The 17,620-nt window shown below is 63.3% G+C and carries 15 protein-coding genes; 12 read left to right on the top strand and 3 right to left on the bottom strand.

Annotated features, from left to right (window positions below; all coding sequences use genetic code 11):
• Window positions 1–3: 3 nt before the first annotated feature.
• The 5 genes from ABCW42_RS20215 to ABCW42_RS20195 all read left to right on the top strand — a co-directional run bounded on the left by ABCW42_RS20215 (window position 4) and on the right by ABCW42_RS20195 (window position 6,781).
• A complete protein-coding gene (locus ABCW42_RS20215) occupies window positions 4–1,272 on the top strand; it encodes an iron-containing alcohol dehydrogenase (protein ID WP_423182865.1) in 1,269 nt (422 codons plus the stop codon).
• Window positions 1,269–2,696 (top strand): NAD-dependent succinate-semialdehyde dehydrogenase, encoded by a 1,428-nt coding sequence (locus ABCW42_RS20210; protein WP_423182864.1) that lies wholly within the window; start codon window positions 1,269–1,271, stop codon window positions 2,694–2,696. The genes ABCW42_RS20215 and ABCW42_RS20210 overlap by 4 nt, the downstream gene beginning before the upstream one ends.
• 88 nt (window positions 2,697–2,784) lie before the next feature.
• Window positions 2,785–3,981, top strand: a complete 1,197-nt coding sequence (locus tag ABCW42_RS20205) for an enolase C-terminal domain-like protein (RefSeq protein ID WP_423182863.1) — start codon at window positions 2,785–2,787, stop codon at window positions 3,979–3,981.
• 22 nt (window positions 3,982–4,003) lie between these two features.
• The gene (locus tag ABCW42_RS20200; protein WP_423182862.1) at window positions 4,004–4,951 is read left to right on the top strand and encodes a DUF4862 family protein; all 948 of its coding nucleotides are present in this window, start codon (window positions 4,004–4,006) and stop codon (window positions 4,949–4,951) included.
• Window positions 4,952–5,458: 507 nt separating this feature from the next.
• Window positions 5,459–6,781, top strand: a complete 1,323-nt coding sequence (locus tag ABCW42_RS20195; protein ID WP_423182861.1) for a polysaccharide deacetylase family protein — start codon at window positions 5,459–5,461, stop codon at window positions 6,779–6,781.
• 61 nt (window positions 6,782–6,842) lie between these two features.
• On the opposite strand, the gene ABCW42_RS20190 is transcribed toward ABCW42_RS20195, so the two are convergent.
• Genes ABCW42_RS20190 through ABCW42_RS20180 form a run of 3 tightly spaced genes read right to left on the bottom strand, consistent with a single transcriptional unit; the run spans window position 6,843 to window position 10,207 of the window.
• Complete coding sequence (locus ABCW42_RS20190; protein ID WP_423182860.1) at window positions 6,843–8,267, bottom strand: dihydroorotase; 1,425 nt, start codon at window positions 8,265–8,267, stop codon at window positions 6,843–6,845.
• Window positions 8,260–9,222, bottom strand: coding sequence for an acetamidase/formamidase family protein (locus ABCW42_RS20185; RefSeq protein WP_423182859.1), 963 nt, complete (start codon window positions 9,220–9,222; stop codon window positions 8,260–8,262). Before ABCW42_RS20185 ends, ABCW42_RS20190 begins: the two co-directional genes overlap by 8 nt.
• Window positions 9,223–9,232: 10 nt before the next feature.
• On the bottom strand, window positions 9,233–10,207 hold the full coding sequence (locus ABCW42_RS20180; protein ID WP_423182858.1) for a branched-chain amino acid transaminase: 975 nt from the start codon (window positions 10,205–10,207) through the stop codon (window positions 9,233–9,235).
• Between the two features lie 408 nt (window positions 10,208–10,615).
• On the opposite strand from ABCW42_RS20180, the gene ABCW42_RS20175 reads away from it, so the two are divergent.
• Genes ABCW42_RS20175 through ABCW42_RS20145 form a run of 7 tightly spaced genes read left to right on the top strand, consistent with a single transcriptional unit; the run spans window position 10,616 to window position 17,545 of the window.
• Entirely contained in the window at window positions 10,616–11,503 is an 888-nt protein-coding gene (locus tag ABCW42_RS20175; RefSeq protein WP_423182857.1) for an ABC transporter permease, read from the top strand.
• A complete protein-coding gene (locus ABCW42_RS20170) occupies window positions 11,503–12,336 on the top strand; it encodes an ABC transporter ATP-binding protein (protein ID WP_423182856.1) in 834 nt (277 codons plus the stop codon). Before ABCW42_RS20175 ends, ABCW42_RS20170 begins: the two co-directional genes overlap by 1 nt.
• Window position 12,337: 1 nt before the next feature.
• Window positions 12,338–13,141, top strand: a complete 804-nt coding sequence (locus ABCW42_RS20165; protein WP_423182855.1) for an ATP-binding cassette domain-containing protein — start codon at window positions 12,338–12,340, stop codon at window positions 13,139–13,141.
• On the top strand, window positions 13,138–14,211 hold the full coding sequence (locus tag ABCW42_RS20160; protein WP_423182854.1) for an ABC transporter permease: 1,074 nt from the start codon (window positions 13,138–13,140) through the stop codon (window positions 14,209–14,211). The genes ABCW42_RS20165 and ABCW42_RS20160 overlap by 4 nt, the downstream gene beginning before the upstream one ends.
• A gap of 42 nt (window positions 14,212–14,253) precedes the next feature.
• A complete protein-coding gene (locus tag ABCW42_RS20155; RefSeq protein WP_423182853.1) occupies window positions 14,254–15,081 on the top strand; it encodes a hypothetical protein in 828 nt (275 codons plus the stop codon).
• A gap of 9 nt (window positions 15,082–15,090) precedes the next feature.
• Window positions 15,091–15,921, top strand: coding sequence for an MBL fold metallo-hydrolase (locus tag ABCW42_RS20150; protein WP_423182852.1), 831 nt, complete (start codon window positions 15,091–15,093; stop codon window positions 15,919–15,921).
• 28 nt (window positions 15,922–15,949) lie between these two features.
• Window positions 15,950–17,545 (top strand): ABC transporter substrate-binding protein, encoded by a 1,596-nt coding sequence (locus ABCW42_RS20145; protein ID WP_423182851.1) that lies wholly within the window; start codon window positions 15,950–15,952, stop codon window positions 17,543–17,545.
• The last annotated feature ends 75 nt before the right edge of the window (window positions 17,546–17,620 follow it).

Here is a 17,620-nt window from a genome sequence, read left to right as displayed (position 1 = left end):
CCCATGACTGATATTGCTGGTTCATTCGGTTTGCTGAGGCTGCCGGATTCGATTGCTTTTGGTGACGGATCCCGGGCGGGAATCCCCGGAACCGTCGCTTCGCTCGGCAGCCGCGCTCTGGTGGTGTGCGATCCGTTCCTGGCCACGGGCGAGGCCTTCACCGAACTCCTGGAAGGACTCGGTAACGCGGGTATCGCGTTCGTCGTCGATTCCCACGTGGTGCCGGAACTGCCCGTGGACGTGGTGGAGGAAGCCATTGACCGGGCGAGGACCGCAAACCCGGACGTCATTGTCGGCTTCGGCGGCGGCAGCGCCCTGGACCTCGCGAAACTCATCGCACTTGGCCTGGCACACGGCACCCCGCTCAACCGTTTTTACGGCGAAAACCTGGTCCCCGGGCCGGTGCTGCCGCTCGTAGCCGTTCCCACGACCTCGGGCACGGGCAGCGAAGTCACCCCCGTCGCCGTCCTCGCCGACCCGGACCGTGAGCTCAAGGTCGGTATTTCCAGCCCCCACCTGATCCCGCGGGCCGCCGTCGTTGATCCCCGCCTCATGCTCGGCGCACCGGCTTCGGTGACCGCCAGCGCCGGTGCCGACGCCCTGGTTCATGCCGTCGAGGCATTCACCGCGCAGGCCCGCAAGCCCGCGTGGAACCAGCAACTTCCGGTGTTCGTTGGCCGCAACCTGCTCAGCTCGGCCCTCGCCCTTGAAGCAATCGGCCTCATCGGCCGCTCACTGCGGCAGGCGGTCCGGAACGGAAACGATCTTGAAGCCCGGTCCCACATGGCTTATGCCAGCTTGCTCGCGGGCATGGCTTTCGGCACAGCCGGCACCCACCTCTCCCACGCGATCCAATATCCTGTCGGAGCGCTGACCCACACCCCGCACGGGCTTGGGACCGGAATGCTCTTGCCGTACGTCATGCAGGCGATCGTGGGGAACGACGCCGGACGGCTGGCTGAGATTGCCGGTGCCCTCGGCGTCGGGTCCGGCTCCGTCGAAGACGCCGCCCAGGCGGCGGTTGACGAGGTCGCGGCGATCATGGCGGACATCGGCCTCCCGCAAGATCTGGCGGGCATGGGTGTGACGGAGGCCGAACTTCCCCGCATCGTTGAGCTGTCCCTGACAGTCCGGCGCTTGGTCGCCAACTCGAGTCTTGAACCGAATGAAGAAACCGTCGCCCGGATCGTGCGGGCCGCGTTCGACGGCGACCGGGCGGCCCTCGCGCCGCTTGTCGCCGGCCGATTGAGCGAAAGAAAGATCAACAAATGAGCCACATTTCCGACCTGTTCATTGCCGGACGCTGGACCGAGGGGCGCAGCGGCGGACGGTTCCCCGTCGTCGATCCTGCCTCAGGGGAGTTGCTCGCATCGTTCGCGATCGCGGACGAAGCGGACTGTGATGCCGCCGTCGAAGCCGCTTCCAAAGCGCTGCCGTCCTGGTCGGCGACGGCTCCCCGTGAACGCGGCGAAATCCTTCGACGCGCCTTCGAAATCCTCACTGATGAAAGGGAGAAGCTCGCCGAAACCATCGTGCTCGAAAACGGAAAGTCTTATGCCGACGCGCTTGGCGAGGCAAACTACGCGATCGAATTCTTCCGCTGGTTCGCCGAGGAAGCCGTCCGGGTCCGCGGCGACTTCCGGCTCTCCCCGAGCGGGGACAAGCACATCGTCGTGACCCACCAGCCCATCGGCGTCGCACTGCTGATCACCCCGTGGAACTTTCCCGCGGCCATGGCCACCCGCAAGATCGCCCCCGCACTGGCAGCAGGATGCACCGTGATCCTCAAACCGGCCCGCGAGACACCGCTCACCGCAGCGTTCGTCGTCGACGCCCTGCAACGCGCCGGCGTGCCCGACGGCGTGGTCAACCTCGTGACGCCGGTACCCACCGGCCCCGCGGTGGCCCGCATGCTGCACCACCCCGACGTGCGAAAAGTCAGCTTCACCGGTTCCACGGAAGTCGGCCGCGTCCTCTTGCACGAGGCCGCCGACAACGTGGTGAGCGCGTCCATGGAACTCGGCGGGAACGCACCGTTCGTCATCCTGCCGGGCGCCGACCTCGACGCCGCCGTCGAGGGAGCCCTGATCGCCAAAATGCGCAACGGCGGATCAGCCTGTACAGCCGCCAACCGCTTCTACGTCCATTCCTCCCTCGCCGCGGATTTCGCTGAACGCATGCGGTCCGAACTCTCGCAATGGCAGGTGGGCCCCGGACTGGACCGGAGCAATCAGCTCGGTGCCCTCGTCTCCGTGCAGGAACGCGACAAGGTCGCCGAACTGGTCAGTGCCGCCGTCGACTTCGGGGCCACGATCCTCACAGGCGGGGAGTCCTCCAAGGACGGCGCCTTCTACTCACCGACGGTCCTGACCGGCGTAACGCACCACAACCCGATCGCCCGGCAAGAGATTTTCGGTCCGGTGACAGCGATTATCGAATACGACGACGTCGACGACGCCGTGAGGATGGCGAACGACACTATCTACGGCCTCATCGCCTACGTCTACGGCGAATCCGCCCAGGCCCTGTCCGTGGCGCAACGCCTCGACGCCGGCATGGTCGCCGTCAACCGCGCCGTCCTCAGCGATCCCGCAGCCCCGTTCGGCGGCATGAAGCAAAGCGGCCTCGGCAGGGAAGGAAGCTCCGAGGGAATCCTGGAATTCCTTGAGGAAAAATACATCGGAATAGACCTGTAAGGCCAAGGACCAAAATGATTGCAAAAGAATCGTCTAGTCGGAACGCCCACGTTGTCCCGGCAGGGACCGGCATTTGGAAGGCATACTCATGATCCAAGCAAAGATTTCCTCGGTCCGGATGATCGAGCTTTCCGCCCTCATTCCCGAAGATTCAACCAACCGGGGGTTCCCTCCCCAGTCCCGGGCCGTCAGCGTCTACAACCAGTACCATCCCGCTGACGGTTGGCCGGCGCCGGCAGGTCCCCGACGAAAGACATCCCTCTACCTTGAGATCGGCACCACGGCCGGGGTCACCGGCCGATACGGCCCGATCGACCAGGAAGCCGTCGCTCCCTTGGCCGAGGGGATGGCATCCTCCCTGCTTGGCCTCGACGCACTGGCAAACACCTTCATTTGGGACATGCTCCAGCGGGGCAACCGGCACTCCCGCCACGGCAACCGCAAGATCGCGATCAGCGCAGTCGACAACGCCTTGTGGGACCTTCGCGGCCGCCTGCTCGGGGTGCCGGTCTGGCAGTTGCTGGGAGGCTCCGGACGCACCCGGATCCCCGCCTATGCCAGCACACTTGGAACATTCCATGGCGAGGGAGAGGTGGAGGAAACAGCTGCGCGGCTTCTCGAGGAAGGCTACACCGCCCAAAAATGGTTCTTCTCCGACGGTCCCGCGCAAGGGCCCGAAGGAATGGAACGCAACGTAGCACTCGTGCAGCGGACCCGCGAGACGGTAGGGGAGCGCTCGGCGTTGATGTTCGACGCCTTCATGAGCTGGGATCTCCAGTATGCCCGCCGCTGGGCCAGCCGCGTCGAGCATCTGCGTCCTGACTGGCTTGAGGAGCCGTTCCCCGCGGGGGCCATCGAGTCCTTCTCCCAACTGCGGGCGTCCACCAGCATCCCGCTTGCCACGGGAGAACATCTGTACGACCGGCACGACATCCTGCCGTTCCTCCAACGCGGACTGCTGGGCGTCCTCCAAGTCGACCCGGAATGGTGTGGCGGCACCACCGACCTTGTGCGCATGTGCGCGATGGCCGAAACCTTCGGCGTCGCAGTCATTCCCCACGGCCACGGCATCCACGCTGCTTTGCATGTGGTTGCGAGCCAGTCGCCGGAAGTCTGCCCGCGCGTCGAATACCTCTTCCACCACATGCCCGAACGGCACTACTTCGAAACCGACACGCCAACCCCGCACGGAGGATCCTTCGCGCTCCCGACGCGCCCGGGCTTCGGAATCGAATTCGCCGAGGACCGGATCAAAGAGTCGCGCGACGTCTTCGCGGCATCCTAGGCCGGAGCAGGTAACGGATCCGATGAACACGATCGTCTACTCGGCCTACAACGCAGCACCAGCGCGCCTCAGCGACGACTTCGAGGCCGAGGAGCAGTGGTATCCCCAGCTGAGGTCGGAGCCGCGGATAGGCGGCTTGGAACTCCCGGTGCTGGACGGCCGGCTTCACCCACGCGGACTGGCCACGCTGGCCGGCCTTCTGGATCCTGGTTGGTCCAACACCGTCAGTGCCATGTCCATGACGCTCAGTGCCTCACGCGATGATCCGCTGTACGGTCTGGCTTCGCGGGACCCGGCCGGCCGCCGTCGTGCTTTGGACGATATTTCGTCCGCTCACGCGGAGACGCTTCAGTTGCGGGAACAGCTGGGACCGTCCTCGATCCGGGCTTTCGTGCTTCAGTCCGCCCCGCGCGCCGACCGCTCCAGCCTGTGGGCATTTACCGAGTCCCTCCGGGAGATCGCCGGTTGGGATTGGGCAAACATCGAATTGCTTATTGAGCACTCCGACGCGCTCATCGGTCGGCAGCCGGCGCAGAAGGGCTATTTGGGCCTTGAAGAAGAGATCGAGGCAGTCCAATCAGCCTCCGGATACGGACCCGGGCGAATCCGGCACCTCATCAACTGGGGCAGGTCGGCCATCGAGGGCCGCAACGCGAGGACACCGTCCGAGCACGTCGCGAAACTCGGCGACGGACTGGGCGCCTTCGCATTCTCGGGGGCAGCTCCGACGGCGACAAACCGTAGCGCGGAATGGGAGGACGCGCATTTGGGCCTCGCCGCGGATGAGCCAGCGTCGCTGCTCGACGCTGATGGAGTCCGGGAGCTGCTGCGGCAGCTCCCGGACGGGCTCAATTACATTGGAGTCAAGACCGGCGCCCCCAAAGGTTCCGCAGGCGCGGACCGGCTCCGGCTCGGTCTTGCCTTGCTCGACCTCCTTCCCTTGGATCATCCCGCGCCCGTTATTAACTAGCGCTTTGTTGCGTTGCCCATCGCGGCGAAGCGCACACTCGGTCGTTCTTGCGCGCTGACGGACACAGGGGCGGGGCCGGATACAAGTGGGGCCGGGGTTCGCTGGCTGAACCCCGGTATTCTCCGGCTTGAACACGCGGACTCCGGGTCTTGGCCAGGCTGAACTGACTAACTAGCCACATCAACTGCCCTACCTAACAGCACGCCGGAAGGAACGAGTGCCGGCTACTCGTTTTTGCGCTTCCTGCTGGTCGTATCGTTCCAAGTGCGCAAGTACGAACAAATCCCGGGCACTTCAGTGCCGTCGCCGGATCAAAGGCCAATTTCCTTTCAGGCCGCACATCTATACGGAACATCAACGAAGCATCACGGCTACCAGTGAATTGCCTGGACTGGGAGTCGGACTGGGGAGGAGCTGATCGTGAGCCCCGCGAATCAGCAAAGTTGGACTGCAGTACGGAGGCACGGGGGACGTGCACGGCCAAACGGTAAAAGGACACAGTCGGGTGTGCGCTTGCGGCATAGATGGTGGGCTTTTGGCAGCGTAGCGCTGGTAGTTGCCGGTTTCCTCTATGCGGTGGTTTTTGCCGGTCCGGCGGATGCCGCGGCGAACACCGTGGTGTCCCTGACATTCGATGACGGCAACGCGGACCAGATCACTGCCGAGTCCACGTTGAAGGGCCTGGGACTGGTGGGCACCTTCTTCATCACTACCGGATGGATCGGCCAGCCCACTTACTTGACCACTGCGAACTTGCAGCAATTCGCCGCCGACGGCAACGAGATCGGAGGCCACACCGTCACCCACCCGGACCTGGTGTACTTGACTCCTGACGAGTCGACCCGGCAGATCTGTGACGGCCGTGTCGCATTGATGAACATGGGCTTCAAAGTCACCAGTTTCGCCTACCCGTTCGCTTCCGAAGATCCGGCCATCGAGGCTTTGGTAAAGCAATGCGGGTTCAACAGTGCCCGGGGACTGGGCGACATTGCCGCTCCGGATCCTGCCCCCGCGACACTTCCTGTGGCGGAAACCGTCCCTCCGGCCAACCCTTACGACACCGCGGCCCCGGATGAGGTAGACAGCACCTGGACACTGCAGAGCCTGGAGAACGAGGTAACTCACGCCCAGGCCGCCGGCGGTGGCTGGGTCCAGTTGACCTTCCACCACATCGCCGTCGGCACGGACCCGACGCTGACCATCACTCCGACCCTGTTCACGCAGTTCGCGACCTGGCTCGCGCAGCAAAAGGCAGCCGGCACGGTCGCCGTGAAGACCGTGGACCAGGTCATCGGCGGCGCCCAGCAGCCGGCAGTCCAGGGCCCGGCAGTCCCGCCACCGCCACCACCGGGCACCAACATGATCCAAAACCCCAGCTTGGAAACACTCATCAACACCGTCCCGCAGTGCTGGGCGGCCGGCGGCTACGGCACGAACACCGCTGCCTTCGCCGTTGTCTCCCCGGGCCACACCGGCGCCACCGCCGAACAGCTCACCCTGAGCGGTTACGCGTCCGGGGACGCGAAGCTCCTGCCGGCCTTGGACCTGGGCGGTTGCTCGCCGACCGGAACCCCCGGGCATATCTATCAGCTGAAGGCCTGGTACAAGTCGACGGCGGCAACCCAGTTTGAGCTTTACTACCGGATCGGTAACGGGTTCTGGCAGTACTGGACGGCAAGTCCGCTGATCGGTGCGACGGCCAACTGGACCCAAGCGACCTGGACCACGCCACCCCTGCCGGCTGGCGCGTCAGGAATCAGTTGGGGCCTGAACATCCAGACCAACGGCACCATCACCACAGACGACTACGAGATGTACGACGTCGGCTGAGAGGTCCCCCTGAAACCCCGAAACCCCCAGACCCCGAAACCCCCAGACCCCGAAACCGCAGTCAGCAGGCCGGACGGTTGAGCACATCGCTGGAAACGCGCTGCCTGAGCAGTGAACCGTCCGGGCCGCCCAGCAGTTTGCGCTCTTCCACCATGACCTTTCCCCGAAGCACGGTCATGCTTGGCCATGCGGCCACGCGATAGCCCTCCCACGGTGTGTAGTCGGCCTCGTGGAGGTCAGAGGCTGTGATCTTGCGGTCCACCGTGGTGTCCAGGACGGCCAGGTCGGCGTCACTGCCAACGGCAATGACGCCCTTCTGCGGGTACAGGCCAAGGATTTTCGCAGCATTCGCGGAAGTGATGTCCACGAACCGCGTCAGGTCCAGGCCACGTTTTGCGACGCCCTCGGTGTACGCCACGGCCATGCGCATTTCCACGCCTGCGTGGCCGCCGGTGGCGTCCAGGATCGTCTTTCCGCGCGTCTTGACGTCCAGGTCGGTACACACGCCGTCTGTCGCCAGGGTGCTGAGTGATCCTTCCAGCAGCGATTCCCACATTGAATCGCGGTCGTTTTCCGACTTCAGCGATGGGTAGGTGTGGTAGATCGCGCCGTTTTCCTGCCGGTAGTCCTCGGCCGTGAAATACGCGTAGTGCGGAAGGATTTCCCCGTAGACGGCCTGCCCGCGTCCCCGCGCTTCGCGGATGGCGTCCACTCCTTCGCGCGCGCTGACGTGCATCAGGTAGATGGGAGCGCCTACATGGTGGGCCAAGGTGATGGCCCGCTGGAACGAGAGCTTCTCGGACAGGTTGTTGTGGGCATGGTGCATGTACTCGATGCCGGTATTGCCTTGGTGCTGGAGCTTCTTGTACGAGTACATGACGATGTCGTCGTCCTCGGCGTGCACGGCAAGCATTGCCCCGGCGGCGGCGGTCTGCTCCATCAAGCCCCACATATTGCCCAAGTCGGTCTTCTGTTTCGGCCTGGTGGGCGTGGTATTCGTCATCCACACCTTGTAGCTGCCATGACCGTTCGCCACGGCGTCCGGGATCTGTTCGAGGACGTCGAACGGGATCTCCGGCTCCTTGAACGTCCCGTGCAATGCATAGTCCGTGTAGGTGGAGCCGGCCCACTCGGCCGACTTCCGTGCGAACGATTCGGAGAGTTCATCTCCGGGCTTCCAATGGGCGAAGTCCACCAGGGTGGTGGTGCCGCCGTAGATGGCACCTTCACTGACGCGGTCCGGACCGAAGCACATGATTCCGCTCTCGGCCGCCGTCGGGAGGACGGAGTTGGTGTGTACGTGCGGATCGACGCCGCCAGGCACCACCAGTTGGCCTTTCAGGTCCACCACCCGCCGGGCTTCTTCGGGCGCGCCTGCACCCGAAGCGCGGAGCGCCACGATTTTGCCTTCGGCAATGCCGATGTCCAGGCGTTCCGCGCCGGACGGGGTCACGACCAACCCATTGGTCAGGAGGAGATCAAGCATCGGAAACCTGCGCATTCATAGTGTTGGAAGATTCGAGGGAAAAGGGTTCAGCGGTGAAATAGCGGGAGGGCAGCGACACTTTGGCCGAGAGGCGCGCGTTGACCAACTGCGAGACGGAAACGTCGGCGGCTGAGCTAAGCAACATTGCGGTCTTCTCGCGTGGCCACCCACGGTCGTTTTGGAGCAGTTCCAGCATGTCGTCCAAGGCGAGCCGCGCCGCCTCATCCAAGGTGTCGCCGTCGCCGATGGTAATGACGGAACCGCCGCTGAGGACCACCGGGCGTCGAAGCGGCACGGCCGGCCGGCCGCCGTCGGGAACCACCGTGCAGGAGAGCCGCACGCTGCCTTCGACCTCGACGGCGGTCAGCGAGCATTCGCCGTCGCCTTGGGCGGCGTGCAGATCGCCTGCGTACAGCATCGCTTGGGCTACTTGGACAGGTACGACGACGGCGGCACCGGCCGTGACGTCCTTGCAGTCCATGTTTCCGCCATGGATACCTACGGTGCTCGAATCAGGGCCGGGGCCTGCGGGCGCCACCCCGATTTTTCCGACCATCGGCCGGACGGGGATTCTGGTGTCGCCGTCGAACTCCACGTACCCATCCGCGATGTCCACCACATGCCCGGACCTGCCGAGACCCCCAGTGAATCCGCCACGGCCGGGAAGCGTAACCATCGCACCCCGATCCGCGATCTTGATCTCGTGGACGTCGATGCGCAGTGCGTCGCCCGGTTCCACGCCCCGGACGGCGACCGGACCGGTGACGGGAATGGACAGCTTTTCGTATTCGCCGGTTTCTTCGAAGAGGCCTCCAGTGAGCAGGCTTCGTGCGTCCAGCCAGAAATGTTCGCCCTGGTCCACGGTGAGGACGGGCTCGGCAATGGATTCAAAGGTCAGCGAAGCCCCTTCGAATCCGACGCGCGCCAGCGGCGTCAGCGTTTGCGTTTCTTCCATCGGTTGCCCCCTAGGATGCGTAAACGGGCGTTGCCCAGTTCCGGTCCGAGGCCACTTTCCCGATCACGGCTTGCCGATACAGCTCCTGGAGGTTCCGGGTGACATCGCCCGCTTGTCCGTTGGCGATGGCGGTGCGGTCCACCGACGCCACGTGGTTGACTTCAGCCGCGCTGCCGCACACGAAGACTTCGTCGGCGGAGTACAGTTCGGTGCGGTCGATGGGGCGGATGTCCACCTCGAGGCCGAGTTCGGTCCGCGCAAGGTGCAGGACGCTGTCCCGGGTGATGCCTTCGAGGATGCTGTCCGTTGCTGGCGGAGTGCACAGCCTTCCCTGGCGCACCATGAAGACGTTGTAGCCGGCGCCTTCGGCGACGTGTCCACCTTCCGTCAGCAGGAGGGCCGCGTCGTAGCCGTTCCGCTTGGCTTCCAGCAGGGCGAGCCGGCCGTTCTGGTAATTGGCGATCGACTTCACCCGCGGTGGCATGGAGCGGTCCGAAAGCCGCGCCCAACTGCTGATCTGGACGTTGAGACCTGTGCCGCCGAAGTAGTTCCCCATCGGAATGGCGGCCATGAACACTGTGGAGGGGCCCGTGTCCTCCGGCTTGCCGTCCTTGGAATCCACGAAGACCTGCGCGCGCATATGGAGGTTGCTCCGTAGCCCGTTTGCCCGAATGAGCCCGAGCAGCTGTTCGGAGAGTTCATCAATGTCCTGGGGGCCATCGATCTCAACCACGCGCATCGAATCAATCAGCCGCTTCATGTGGTCAATCACCCTGAACGCGTACAACTGCTGTTCGTCCTCGCTCCAGTAGGCGCGGAATCCTTCAAAGACTCCCACGCCGTATTTGAGCGAGGTGCTGAGTACGTGGAGCCGGGCGTCGTCGTAGTCCACCAGTTCGCCGTCACGGAGCAAGTACTTGACAGGCTGATCGCGTTGCTCCTGGTAGGGAGCTACCGCGGTTGCTGATTCCTGAAAGTTGGGCATGGTGCGTTCCGTTCCTCATCTACTTCGTGGGGTGCTGGCGGCATCGACAGCACCGGAGCTTCATCACAGTCGGGACTTGCTCACTATATTGAAGTTGGTTCTTCCCGGTGTCAATAGCTCCGCGCGGCGCCCGCGGCCATACTGCCCGCTTTGTGGGTCTGCCGGGGAAGGGGTTGTGGGCACCTTCCGCAACGCGCTCCCGAGCGGGCCAGTCCATGATTTTCGGCAAAAGAGTGCAATTCATCACACTTGCGGCTACAGTCACATTCAATAAAGTGACGAGACTTTGATATGAGCTGATTATTCTTCGAGGTCTGAATAGGAGCCAAAGATGCACCGACCGTCGGTCCTGAGCCAGGACAATCTTCAATACATTATGTGTGGGATCAATCTCCCAAGGGAGGCTCCATGAGCATCCAGGGGCTTCCGCGCACTTCCCCGGGCCTGCGGGTCACGCAGTGGGCGCGCCGCGGACAGGCGCTCCTCTTCAACCGGTCCAACACCATCATGGTCGCGCTCGCAGTCGCCATCGTCATGGGGCTGCCGCTCATGGCAATGCTCGCGCCACTCCCGCACGATCCGTTGCGACCGGACACCGACGCAATCGGGATCGCGCCGAACGGAATTCACTGGTTCGGGACTGATGGCAATGGAATGGACGTCTTCTCGCGGACCATCGAAGCGGCGAAATTGGACCTCCCCGTAGCCTTGGCTGCTACAGCATTGTCCTTGGTGGTCGGTGTCCCGTTGGGCCTGTTTGCCACCAGCGGGAAGCTGGGGGACACCATCATGCGGGTCATTGACGCGTTCGCCGCCCTGCCGATCATCGTCATCGCAGTGGTTTCCATCAAGCTCCTTGGCGGCGGGGCGACGGATGTCGTGCTCGCTATCGCAATTGTCGCGGCCCCGCGCTTCGTCCGTCTTTCCAGGGCTGCGGCCATGGCACTTCGTTCGGCCCGCTATGTGGAAGCCGCGGCGGCGATCGGCTGCTCACCCCTTCGCATCGCGTTCAACCACATTTTCCGCAACGCGTATGGCGTTGTCCTGGTGCAAGCAACCCTGACGGCGGCCAACGCACTCGGAACCATTGCCGCACTGAATTTCCTGGGCGTCGGGGTCAAGCCGCCCACGCCAACATGGGGTGCCATGATCAACGACGGCGCCAGCATGTTGATCCGCGGCGAGTGGTGGGCGGCCGCTTTTCCCACATTGGCCATGCTCCTGGCCATCGGATCACTCAACGTGATCGCCGGAGCGATAGAAACCAAGATCGAGCGAGTGGAAAGGGCGCGGTGATGACAGGACTTCAGGTGCGGGACCTCGTGACCGAATTCCATTCCCGAAGCGGAGTCACCCGTGCCCTGCACGGCGTATCGTTCGACGTCGGCGCCAACGAGATCGTCGGCGTCGTGGGTGAATCCGGGTCAGGCAAATCCACGGTGGTGCGCTCCGTGATCAAACTGCTGATGCCACCGGGGCGTGTCACGGCGGGTACCGCCGAATTCCATGGCCAAGATCTCCTTGAGTTGCCTGAAAGGCAGATCCGCCGCATTCGCGGCAAGGAGATCGGATTCGTTGCGCAAAACCCCTTCAGTGCACTGAATCCAGTGGTTCGCATTGAAAAGCAGTTCAGCAACATCGCCAAGGCGCACGGGGTCGGCGTCGACGCCGGATCGCGTGACCGGGCTTTGGAGTTGCTGGCTTCCTCAGGCGTGGACAATCCCGAGCGGGTCATGCGCGGATACGCCCACGAACTCAGCGGCGGCATGGCGCAGCGGGTGGTTATCGCCATGGCGCTGTACCTCAACCCGCGTCTCGTCATCGCGGACGAGCCGACGACGGCGCTCGACCTGACCGTCCAGCGGCAAGTTCTGGATACGCTCACCCGGTTGACGAAAGGGAGCGGACGGTCAATGTTGATCGTCACCCACGACCTCGGGGTGGTGGCGAACTACTGCGACAGGGTCCTGGTGATGTATCGGGGCCGCCTCGTCGAACAAGGTCCGGTATCGCAAGTCTTTGTCCAACCCAAGGACCTTTACACAGTCTCGCTGCTCAATTCCGTGGTCCAGCCGGAGGCTGCCGAGGCCATGCTGGCCACCGAACTCTCCAAATCCAGGAGCATCTGACATGCCCATCATTGAATTGAAGGACGTCCGGAAGACGTTCCGAAGTCCGCAGGGTCTGCCCGTGGCAGCGGTGGACGGTATTTCCTTTTCGGTTGAACGCGGTGAGACCTTGGGGATCATCGGCGAAAGCGGATCGGGAAAATCCACGCTTGGGCGCCTCATCCTCAGGCTGAGCGAGGCCGATTCCGGCACGATCCTCCTCGAAGGCGAGGACGTTCGTGCCCTGTCCAAGGCGGAGCTGCGGAAGCGTCGCCGGCGCTGGCAGATTGTTTTCCAAGAACCGTTCGCTTCGCTCAACCCGCGTCTGACTATCCGCCAGATTGTCGAGGAGCCTTTGGTTGTCGCGAGGACTTACGGCTCCCGCACCGAACGCCTGCGCCGTGTCACGGAGACGCTGGAGGAAGTGGGGCTGTCCCAGGACTTCCTGAACCGCCGCCCGGCCAACCTCAGCGGAGGCCAGCAGCAGCGGGTAGGAATCGCGCGGTGCCTGGTAACGGACCCCGCGCTGGTAGTGCTCGATGAGCCGACGTCGTCATTGGACCTGACCATCAGGGCGTCCATCCTGCGCATGCTTTCCAGGCTTCAGGCGGCGCGCGGGCTGACGTATGTCTTCGTCTCGCACGATATTGAGACCGTCCGCCATTTCTGCTCCCGCGTGGCCGTGATGCACCGTGGGCGATTCGTTGAAATCGGATCCACGCATGACGTCCTCTCCAATCCGCAGCAGCCTTACACAAAGGCCCTCATGTCGGCAGCCATGCCTCCGATTCCCTATAACCCCGGTGCGCAGGAGGTCATGGCGTGATCCGCTACGTCCTGTCCAGGATTGTCATCGCCATCCTGCTCCTGCTGGGACTCATCACGCTGAGTTTCGGCTTGGTTTCCTTGCTTCCGGGCAATCCCGCAGTGGCTCTCCTTGGCGAGTACGCCACTCCCGCGGACATCGCGCGGATCAATGCCCAGTTGGGCTTGGACAAACCGTTCCTGGAGCGGTACCTGGATTACATGGGCCGCACCCTGAGCGGGGACTTGGGGAACTCGTTCTTCACCGGAAGCCCGGTCTCGGGAGAGATCTGGACGCGGTTGCCCAATACCTTGGTCTACCTCATCCCGGGCCTGGTCCTGGCGCTGTTGATTGGCATGGGAATGGGAACCCTTGCGGCCTACCGGTACGGGCGCGGAGCGGACAAGGCATTTACGGCGGGCGTCTCGATCCTCATGGCGATGCCCGAGTTTGTCCTGGGGCTTCTGCTCCTCTTCATTTTCTACCAGCAACTCCATTTGGCCCCGGCGCCGTTGGGGATGCTCTCCAGCTCCGACATTCCGCCGCCAAAGGTGACGGGATCGGTGGCCTTGGACGCGGTGATCGCCGGCCAGTGGAGCGCGGTTCAATCCATCATGGGCAGGGCCGCATTGCCGATTGTCACCATGGGCTTGTTCTTCGCGGCCCCATTTGGGAAGACAGTGCGGACAGGATTGCTCCAAATTTTGAATTCTCCCCAGATCGAGTTCGCGAGGGCTTGCGGACTGAAACCATTCCAGGTGTTCCGCTACGCGCTCAGTGATGTCCGCGGAGCGCTCATGACCTACATGGTGCTGTTGTTTGCCGCTGCACTCAGCGGTGCGGCCATCGTCGAAAGCGTGTTCTCGTGGCCTGGCGTCGGCGGGTGGTCGTTGGATGGTGTGCTCAAGGGCGATGTGCCCGTGATCCAAGGATTCGTCCTCATCATGGGCGCTACGAGCCTGTTGGGCTACGTGCTGCTGGATGCCCTGATCACCCTGCTGGACCCCCGGACGCGCGGCAACATACTCCGCAAAGCCCGCAAGCCATCGAAGGCGGGTCCGGCCGCGCCCGCGCGCGGACCGAAGAACTGAAAAAATCCTTGACAAACATTCGATATTCAATAGATTGAAGATATGTTCACTTCATTGCAGGCAGATAAGTTGGCGGTCCTCGGCGGTACCATCCCGCTTGACGGCCGGGTGAGCTGGGTTCCCCAAGGTGCAACCGGATTCCAGCCCTCAAACGCCTACCTCTTGACCGAGGGCACCTCGCACCTCCTGGTCGACTCCGGATTGGCTGTGCATAGCAAGGAGATCATGGACGATCTCGCGGGACTCATCGGAGAAGGCGGGGGAGTCTCCATTTTCTTCACGCGCAGCGAGATGGACTGCGTCTCAAACCTGGAGCCCATCGCGGGCCGGTTCGACATTGAGCGGCTTTTCACGGGAGGGGTCATCAACCCGTTCGACGCGTTCGATGACCTGAGCCGCCTGGCCCTGCGGGGACGGCGCCACCAGATCGACGCCCAGCGGACGGAAGAAGGCGATTCCATGGCCCGGGCGGCGGAAATCGGGATAGCCGACGGGCGCGTGCTGGAAGTTGAATCGCCGCTGCTCAGGCTCCTCCCCACGTTCTGGGGTTGGGACAAGGAAACCGGAACCCTTTTCACCTCGGACACTTTCACCCACGGTGTCATGGACCGCCCCGACGGCCGGCGCGTCATCGACTCCACCGCTGATGACGCCACCACGGTGGAACAGGTGGCTGGGCATCTTTACGCGAAGTACGAATGGATTCCGCGGTCCACTTGCGAGCCCTTGCGGGAATGGCTCCAGGACAAGTTCGACGCCCTGGACCCGGAAGTCATCGCTCCGTCCCGCGGCTGCGTCCTGAAGGGACGGGATGTGGTCCGCCGGCACCTTGGATTCATGCTCGACGCCCTCACCCCCCAGTTTGTTTAGGAGATCCCCATGGAAGAACAACTCGTAGAAACGATGAGCAGCGACCTCCCGCGCACCGTCGCCAACGGCGTCACGTGGATGAGTTCCTGCCTTCCCTTCCACTTGGCGGACCGGGTAATCCATGGCCACAACTCCACTTACCTTGTCCAGGGGGAGCACTCGTCCATCTTGGTGGACACTGGCAACCCGTCCAGTTGGCCCATCATTTCCCGCACCCTCGATGAACTGCTGGACGGGAATGAACTCACCTACGTCTTTCCCACCCACCCCGAGCTTCCCCACACGGGAAACCTCCCGAGGCTCGTCGAAAAATACCCGAACATCCAGGTGGTGGGCGATATCCGCGACTACCACCTCTTCTATCCCCAGATCGTTCCCAACCTCCACGCAAGGGTGCCTGGAGACCGGATTGACCTCGGCGGACAGGAGTTCATGGTGGTGGAGGCCCTCATCCGGGACCTGCCCAACACCCAATGGGGATTCGTTCCGGAAGCCGGAGTGCTCTTCACGGCCGACGGTTTCTGCTACATGCACCGCCCCGAACTCGACGACGAAGACCCGGTACACCTCCCGGGCGAATGCGGCTTGACCACCAGTGAGCTGCAGGTTCCAATCGCCGTCGAAAATGCCGCATTCTTCACCGGAAGCGCCCTCTACTGGGCCCGCTTCGCCAACGACGCCGATGCAGTCTATGACCGAGTCCTTCATCTTATTGATGAAATCGGCGTGAAGTCCGTTGCCCCGACCCATGGCAACTTCATCAGCAACATCCGCGACGTGGAGCCCATCATCAGGGCGGGCCACAAGCGGGCCTACCGCTACGAGACCGCACAATCGTAGCTTCCCCCCCAATAAACGGAGTCACCTTATGAAACGTCTGCGTTTGCTCACCGGGGGCGCTGCTGCCGCCCTCGCCCTGTCCCTTGTCGCCTGCGGGGGCTCAACCTCCCAAACTGCGGCCGTCCAGTCCGTCGACAACGTTGTTGTTGCCGTCGGAGCCCTTCCGGACAGCTTGACCCCGGCACCGTGGGGCGGCAGCGCCTCCCATGTTGTGCTCAGTGGCCTCGGCTCCCAACTGCTCGAGTACAAGCCTGGCGCCAGCGACGGCAAGTCCTGCCCCGCCCCGACCACCGAGGTTTCAGGCCGCCTCGCCGAGAGCGCGAAACCCAGCGCCGACGGTACCGGCATCGTGGTCACCCTCCGCAAGCTCACAAGCCAATACGGGAACACGCTGTCGGCCGAAGACGTCCGGTGGAGCCTGGACATCGGCATGAAGCGCCAGCCAGTGATGAAGGGAACGCTCAAGAGCAGCGGGTTCAACATCGACAACTTGGTCAAAGTGATTGACGACCATACGGTTCAGCTCAATACCACCCAACTGACTTCCTACACTGTGCAGTCATTGCAGAACAACCTCTTCTACATCCATGACAGCGTGGAAGCCAAGAAGCACGTGACGCCCGACGACCCGACGGCGAATGCCTGGCTTTCCAAGAACCTCGCCGATTACAGCGGCTGGAAACTGGAGGAATTCACTCCTGGCGCCTCGCTGACCGTCACTGCCGATCCGAAGTGGGAAGGCGAGCGGGGCCCTGTCAAGCGGGTTGTGGTCAAGGCAGTCCAAAGCACCGCGACGCGAAGCCAATTGGTGGAGAGCGGCGAGGTGCAGGTTGCCAATGGCTTTGAATACGACCAGTACAAGTCCTTGGAAAAGACGCCGGGGGTAACGGTCCTCAATTGCCCCAGCCAGACCCGCGACACCATGATGTTCAACACCAAGACCGGTCCGTTGGCAGATCCGAGGGTTCGCCACGCGATCTCCATGGCCATCGATCGCAATGCTTTGGTCAGGGGCGCTTACGCGGGCTTCGGCGAAGCTGCCACATCAATCTTCCCCGGGGTCGACGCTTCTGCGGTGTACAAATTCGACCAGGCGGGGGCGAAGAAGCTCCTCGCTGATGCGGGATACGCCAATGGCTTCCCGTTGACCCTGAGCTACAGCGCAACGAGGCCGGGTCCGGTCGCGGCGAAGTCCGCGGTCCTGATCCAATCGATGCTGAAGGAAGTGGGGATCGACGTCCAACTGCAGAACGTTGCCAGTTCTACGGACTTCTCGACGGCGCTCCTGGAAGGCCGCTACCAAGCAGTGCTCTATTCGGAACCGATCGTCATCGCTGACCCGGCGTTCTATAGCTACGCGTTCTACGGGACCGGTGCTCCGAGCAACACGACCGGTTGGTCGAACCCCGATTTCGATAAGGCCCGCGCCGAGCTCGCCGCTACTCCGGATACCCAAACGGACAAACGCACGGCCCTCCTCAACAAGATGGCCGGACTGGTCGACGACGGCGCACCGATCCTTTCGTTGGTCGAAACCAAGGGAGTCCTGGTCGCCAAGACCGGGCTGACTGGAGCGGTGCCGCTGACCAACGGCCAGATCTACTTCAACGCCCTCGGCCGCTAGGCCGCCGGCAGTCATTTCCCAACCAAAGCGGCACTGGGCCGCGAGCTGGTGCCGGCCGACCGCCGTCGGGCCCGG

The sequence above is a fragment of the Arthrobacter sp. NyZ413 genome (assembly GCF_049390645.1).
GTDB lineage: Bacteria > Actinomycetota > Actinomycetes > Actinomycetales > Micrococcaceae > Arthrobacter.
This window is presented reverse-complemented; position numbering and strand designations above follow the sequence as displayed.